This is a genomic window from Kitasatospora sp. NPDC091257 (assembly GCF_044757675.1).
In the GTDB taxonomy this organism is placed as follows: domain Bacteria; phylum Actinomycetota; class Actinomycetes; order Streptomycetales; family Streptomycetaceae; genus Kitasatospora; species Kitasatospora lactacystinica.
The window spans coordinates 1-5,891 of sequence record NZ_JBIVVI010000536.1 but is presented as its reverse complement, the minus strand read 5'-3'; the positions used below and the strand labels follow the sequence as shown (position 1 = coordinate 5,891).

The following is a 5,891-nucleotide window of genomic DNA, read 5'->3' as shown; positions in this document are numbered from 1 at the left end:
GCCCGCAGGCCCCCGGGGCCGTCGCCGTCCGTCAGTACTTGCGGACGGTGGCGGCCTCGGCCAGGGCCAGCAGCACCGTACGGGCCCGGTCGTCGGCGAGCGGAGCGGCCTCCAGCGCGGCCAGCGACTGCCGCATCAGCTCCTCGATCCGGTGCTCCACCAGCTCGGGCGCGCCGCTGCGGGCGACCAGCGCGCGCAGCTCGGCGACCTCCGGGGCCGCCAGGTCCGGCGCGCCGAGCCGCTCGTCCAGGTGCCGGGCGTCGGCGGCCGGCAGGCCCCGCATCGCGTGCGCGACCAGCAGGGTGCGCTTGCCCTCGCGCAGGTCGTCCCCGGCCGGCTTGCCGGTGACGGCCGGGTCCCCGAAGACGCCGAGCAGGTCGTCGCGCAGCTGGAAGGCCTCGCCCAGCGGCAACCCGAACGCCCCGTAGGCCTCGACCAGTTCCGGCCCGGCACCGGCCAGCAGCGCACCCACCTGCAGCGGCCGCTCGATGGTGTACTTCGCGGACTTGTAGTGCAGCACCGTCCGCGCCCGGTCCAGCGCGCCCTCGTCGGTCGAGTCGCCGGCCACCGGCTCCAGGACGTCCAGGTACTGGCCGAGCATGACCTCGGTGCGCATCAGGTCGAACACCGGCTTGGCGGCGAGGACGGCGGCCGGCTCCAGGCCGGAGCGCAGGAACAGCTCGTCGCACCAGATCAGCAGCAGGTCGCCGAGCAGCACCGCGGCCGAGGTGCCGTACTGCTCGCGGTCGCCGCGCCAGCCGCTGTCCCGGTGCAGCGCCTCGAAGCGGCGGTGGACCGAGGGCAGGCCGCGGCGGGTGTCGCTGCGGTCCATCAGGTCGTCGTGCACCAGGGCGCTCGCCTGGAGCAGCTCCAGGGCGGCGGCGGCGTTGGCGATCGCCTCACCGGTGGCGCCCCCGGCCGGGCCGCCGGCGCCGCGCCAGCCCCAGTAGCAGAAGGCCGGGCGCAGGCGCTTGCCGCCGTCCAGCAGGAAGTCGCGCAGCGCGTCGGCGGCGGGGGCCAGCCGGGGCGAGATCTTGTCGAGCAGCACGGACTGGCCGTCCATGAACGCGGCGAGCGCCGCGTTCACGCGGGTGCGGACGTCCTCCACGTCAATGGGGTTGGCCGCACTGGGGTTGGCCGGCCGGGTGCTGGACGAGGTCACGATGGGGCTCCGCTGGTTCTCTGGGGTGCAGCAAGCGTAACGGTGCGGCTGGGAACGGGTGTGCGAGCGGCCCCGCGGGGGCTCGGAGGAGGCGCCGCGGGACGGGGCCGGGGCGAACCGGAACGTCTTCCATCTCTTGTCTCAATAGGTGGAATACGGTTGTCCGGCCCCTTCGAACGCCGGATAGCCTGCCAGCATGGCACTCGGTATCGCTTCCACGAGAACGGATCGCGCACTGACGGTGCGCGACCTCCTGGCGGCCGGAAAGCGCTCCTTCTCCTTCGAATTCATGCCGCCGCGCACCGAGGTCGGCGAGCAGAAACTCTGGGACGCCATCCGTCGGCTCGAACCGCTCGACCCGAACTTCGTCTGTATGACCTACGGCGCCGGCGGCTCCTCGCGCGAGCGCACCGTCAACATGGTCGGCCGGATCGCCACCGAGACCACCCTGACCCCGGTCGCCCACCTCACCGCGGTGGACCACTCGATCGCGGAGCTGCGCAACATCATCGGCCAGTACGCCGACCAGGGCGTGCGGAACGTCCTGGCGGTCCGGGGCGACCCGCCCGGCGACCCGATGGGCGAGTGGGTCAGCCACCCCGAGGGCGTCACCTACGCGTACGAGCTGGTGGAGCTGATCAAGGGCATCGGCGACTTCTGCGTCGGTGTCGCGGCCTCGCCGAACATGCACCCGCGCTCGACCGACTGGGACGAGGACATCCGGCACTTCGTGGCGAAGATCCGCTCCGGGGCCGACTACGCGATCACCCAGATGTTCTTCGAGGTGGACGACTACCTGCGGCTGCGCGACCGGGTCACGGCCGCCGGCTGCGAGACGCCGATCATCCCGGAGATCATGCCGGTCACCAACGCCAAGCAGCTGGAGCGCTTCCCCCAGCTCAGCGGCTCGGCCTTCCCCGCCGACCTGGAGGCCCGCCTGCGGGCGGCCATCGACGACCCGGCGGCGCTGCGGGCCATCGGCATGGAGCACGCCACGGCGATGGCCGAGCGCCTCCTCACCGAGGGCGCGCCCGGTCTGCACTTCATCACGCTGAACCACTCGACGGCGACGCTGGAGATCTACCAGAACCTGGGGCTGCACCAGCGCTGACCGGCGGGCCGGGCCCGCGCCCGCGCAGCGCCGACGCCGGGTGTTCACGAGCCCGTCACCGCACCGACGTTGACGGGCCCGGTCGTGTGCGGCCGTCGTCCGGGGCGGCGGGAACGCGATGCGGTACCCCGGCCGTTGAACCGGTACAGTCGCCGCACACGCGCGGCGCACGAGCGCGGGTACGCGACTGGAGGTAGCGGGCGGATGGGCATCGGATACCTGCTGCTGTACACCGCGTTGGCGGTGGTGGCGCTCTGGTTGGCCGCCGAGGTGCTGCTGCAGAACCGGGCGCCGCTGCACTGGCGGGCCCTGGCCCTGGCCGGCTTCCTGGGCGTGGCCGCCGGGATGGTCCTCGGCTCGGTCGTGGTGATCGGGGCCGGCGCCGCGCTGTTCGCGGTCGGCCAGACCTTCGTCACCCTCGCGGTCAAGCGCGGCCACCAGGCCGGCTGGTCCCTGCGGAAGGCCGACGGCAGCCTGCCCGGCCCGCTCGCCAAGGTGCCGCTGCTGGGCGCCCTGACCGGCGGCGCCGCCGCGGTGGCGGCCGTCGCCGTCGCCAGGAAGCGGGTCGGCGAGGTCAGCGCCGTCGAGGAGACCCGGGCCTCCGCGCCGGTCCCCGTCGAGGTGCCCGACGAGGTGCCCGAGGTCGAGCAGACCGCCGCCTTCGAGATGCAGGAACTCGCCCAGGACGGCGTCTACGCCCCCGGGTACTACGAGCAGCAGCAGCCGCAGGTCCAGCAGCAGCACCAGGACCCGTACGCCGCCGCCTACCAGTCCGGCTACGACCAGCAGCAGTGGCAGACCCAGCAGCAGCCCGCCTACGCCTACGACCAGCAGCAGTCCTACGGCGGCTACCCCCAGCAGCAGGACCCGTACGGCGGCTACCCGCAGCAGCAGGACCAGCAGCAGGACCCGTACGCGGGCTACCAGCAGCCGCAGCACCAGCAGACCTGGGACCCGAACGCCCAGCCCCAGCAGCAGTGGCAGCCGCAGCCCGACCCGCAGGCCCAGGGCATCCCGCAGCAGCCGGCGTACGACCAGAACTACGGCTACCAGCAGCAGAACACCTGGCACCAGGGCTGACCCGGCAGGGGCCCGGCAGTCGAGGCCGACCGGGCCGGGCCGCCGGGCCCTACGCCGGGCCGATCAGCCCGGCGGTGATGCAGGCCGACATGCCGACACGGGCGAGGCCGCCGCCGGGGTGGGCGTTGCCACCGACCAGGTAGAGGCCCGGGACGGGCGAATCGTTGGCGGCGTGCAGCCCCGCGTACGAACCCGCGAGCACCGGGCGGGCGACCGAGCCGAACAGCGCGCCGGTCTCCCGGCGGGTGTCCTCCGGGGTGCGCACGACCCGCCACAGCACCCGCTCGCGCAGTCCCAGGCCGGCCGCGTCGACGTGGGCGAGCAACTGGTCGGCGTAGCGGTCGGCGACACCGGGGGCGGTCCAGTCGACGTCCTCCTCCTGGGCCGGGACGGTCGCGGTCAGCACCACGGCCTCGTGGGCGTCGTCGGGGCGCAGCGCCGGGTCGTCCGGGCGGAGCACCTGCACGGTGGGACGCTCGCACAGCGGCGCGGACAGGGTGAGGGCGTTCTCCTCGGCGGCCGGGTCCACCGCGTGGACCACCGTCCGGTGCGCGGTGCCCTCGGGCCGGGGCCCGCGCAGGGCGAGCAGCACGCTGAACCGGCCGGGCACCTCGAACGGCTCCCAGTCCTCGGCCGGCACCCCCGGCCACTCGGCGATGCCGTGGCGGAACAGCGCGCGGGTGTCCATCGCGGAGATCACCAGGTCCGCGTCGATCCGGCCGTCCGCCGTCCCGACCCCGCACGCCCGGCCGTTCTCCACGACCACCCGGGTGACCGGGGTGTCGAAGCGGAACTCGACCCCGCGCAGCTCGCAGCGCCGGTACACGGCGTCCGCGAGCGCGCGCAGGCCGCCCCGGACGTACCAGACGCCGAAGGACTGCTCCATGTACGGCAGCACGGCGGCCCCCGCCGGGGCCTGCCCGGGCAGGAGGCCGTACCGCAGCGCGGGCTCGCCCAGCAGGGCGGTCAGGCCGGGGTGGCCGCCGAGCTGCCGCCGCGCCACGTCGGCGAGGCTCCACGGCTGCGGGCGGCGCAGCCGGGCCAGGCCGGTGCGCGGCGGCACGGGGTACGGGTCGGTGTCCACCCGGGCCCGGCCGGCCGGGGACAGGACACCGAGGTCGGCCGGGAGCGCCTCCTCCAGCAGCGGTCGGCGGGTGGCCTCCCAGACCGTCCGGCCGTGGTTCATCACCTCGCTCCAGCGGGCGCCGGAGCCGGCGCCGAAGGCGGCGTCCAGGGCCTGGCTGACACCGCCGCGGGAGGCGTTGGGCAGGGTGACGGCGGTGCCGTCGGGGAACAGGTGCCGGCTCTCCGGGTCGACCGGGGCCAGCTCGACCAGCTGCTCCAGCGGCTCCTTGCCGGTCTTCAGCGCGAGGTCGCGGTAGACGGCCGGGAGGGAGAGCAGGCCGGGGCCGGTGTCGAAGGCGAAGCCGTCGCGCTCGTACCGCCCGACCATGCCCCCGTACGTGCCGCCCGCCTCGCAGACCGTCACCCGGTGGCCGAGGGTCGCCAGCCGGGAGGCCGCCGCGAGCCCGCTCATTCCTGCGCCGATGACGACGATCTTTGCCATGGCCCCGATCCTAGGACGAGGTTTACGCCGTGCCCGCAGCGCCCGCCGCCCGGGCGGCCCTGCGCTCGCGGCGGCGGGCCCGGAAGGCGCGGACCTTCGTGATCGCGAGCCGGACCAGCAGCAGGCCGGCGACCAGGACCGCGGCGGCGACCGAGGCGGCCAGCCAGGGGTGGAAGATCGCCAGCGTGACCAGGCCGGCCACCGAGAGGTCCTCGGCCATGCTGACCACGATGTTGCTGACCGGTTCCGGGGAGGTGTTGACGGCCATCCGCAGCGAGGACTTCACCAGGTGGCTGACCAGCGCCGAGGTGCCGCCCATCGCGCCGGCCGCGACCTCGCTGAGTGAACCGGGGTCGTTGCTCGCGATCAGCACGCCGACGGTGGCACCGGCGATCGGCCGGATCACCGTGTGCACGACGTCCCAGACGCTGTCCACGTACGGGATCTTGTCGGCCACCGCCTCCAGCGCGAACAGCACGCCCGCCACCACCAGCACGTCCGTGCGCTCCAGCGCCTGCGGCACCGAGTCCGCGTCACCGAACCTGCCCAGCAGGCCGAGCAGCAGCACCACCGCGTAGGCGTTGATGCCGCTGGCCAGCCCGCTGGTGAAGATCAGCGGCAGGACCGTCATCGCGTCCCCCTCCTCGTCATCGCGTCCGCTCCTCGTCCGGCGGGGCCGGTTCCGCCCGGCCCCGCCGTACCGTACCGGCACCCGGGACGCCGTGGACGCATGTCGCGGTTCCGGCGGACGGCGGGCCGGGACGGACTGAGTACGGATACTCAGATTCGCGGTTGAGTACGTCAGCGGATGGCCGACGACCTGCGCGGACGGGAGAGTGGTGGCACCCGGGAGGGCGGCGCGTCGGGCGCCCGGCCCGCCCGGGCGGCGGATCCGTCCGTCTCCCGGCCGCGCAGGCCGGGGGAGGCGGCGGACGGACCGCCACGGGGCTGGTCGTGGTCCCCGCACCGCC

5 protein-coding genes are annotated in these 5,891 nt (G+C 74.6%); 2 read left to right on the top strand and 3 right to left on the bottom strand.

Annotated elements, in window-relative coordinates:
• Nucleotides 1–31 precede the first annotated feature (31 nt).
• Nucleotides 32–1,162: a polyprenyl synthetase family protein gene (locus ACIQOV_RS23680; protein ID WP_359897116.1), complete on the bottom strand. Its 1,131-nt coding sequence runs from the start codon at nt 1,160–1,162 to the stop codon at nt 32–34.
• Between the two features lie 196 nt (nt 1,163–1,358).
• Between ACIQOV_RS23680 and metF the strand changes: the two genes are divergently transcribed.
• Together metF and ACIQOV_RS23670 are read left to right on the top strand one after the other, a co-directional pair.
• Entirely contained in the window at nt 1,359–2,273 is a 915-nt protein-coding gene (gene metF / locus ACIQOV_RS23675) for a methylenetetrahydrofolate reductase [NAD(P)H] (protein ID WP_401051460.1), read from the top strand.
• Nucleotides 2,274–2,477: 204 nt separating this feature from the next.
• Nucleotides 2,478–3,353: a hypothetical protein gene (locus ACIQOV_RS23670; RefSeq protein ID WP_401051459.1), complete on the top strand. Its 876-nt coding sequence runs from the start codon at nt 2,478–2,480 to the stop codon at nt 3,351–3,353.
• Between the two features lie 49 nt (nt 3,354–3,402).
• Here the strand turns inward: ACIQOV_RS23670 and ACIQOV_RS23665 are convergent, their stop codons facing one another.
• Nucleotides 3,403–4,920: a phytoene desaturase family protein gene (locus ACIQOV_RS23665; protein ID WP_401051457.1), complete on the bottom strand. Its 1,518-nt coding sequence runs from the start codon at nt 4,918–4,920 to the stop codon at nt 3,403–3,405.
• Between the two features lie 22 nt (nt 4,921–4,942).
• Nucleotides 4,943–5,551, bottom strand: a complete 609-nt coding sequence (locus ACIQOV_RS23660) for a DUF4126 domain-containing protein (protein WP_401051454.1) — start codon at nt 5,549–5,551, stop codon at nt 4,943–4,945.
• Nucleotides 5,552–5,891: the final 340 nt, after the last annotated feature.

Excerpts from the sequence above, each read along its gene's own strand:
- metF (WP_401051460.1), top strand. The coding sequence starts at position 1,359 with ATGGCACTCGGTATCGCTTCCACGAGAACGGATCGCGCACTGACGGTG.
- ACIQOV_RS23670 (WP_401051459.1), top strand. The coding sequence starts at position 2,478 with ATGGGCATCGGATACCTGCTGCTGTACACCGCGTTGGCGGTGGTGGCG.
- ACIQOV_RS23665 (WP_401051457.1), bottom strand. The coding sequence starts at position 4,920 with ATGGCAAAGATCGTCGTCATCGGCGCAGGAATGAGCGGGCTCGCGGCG.
- ACIQOV_RS23660 (WP_401051454.1), bottom strand. The coding sequence starts at position 5,551 with ATGACGGTCCTGCCGCTGATCTTCACCAGCGGGCTGGCCAGCGGCATC.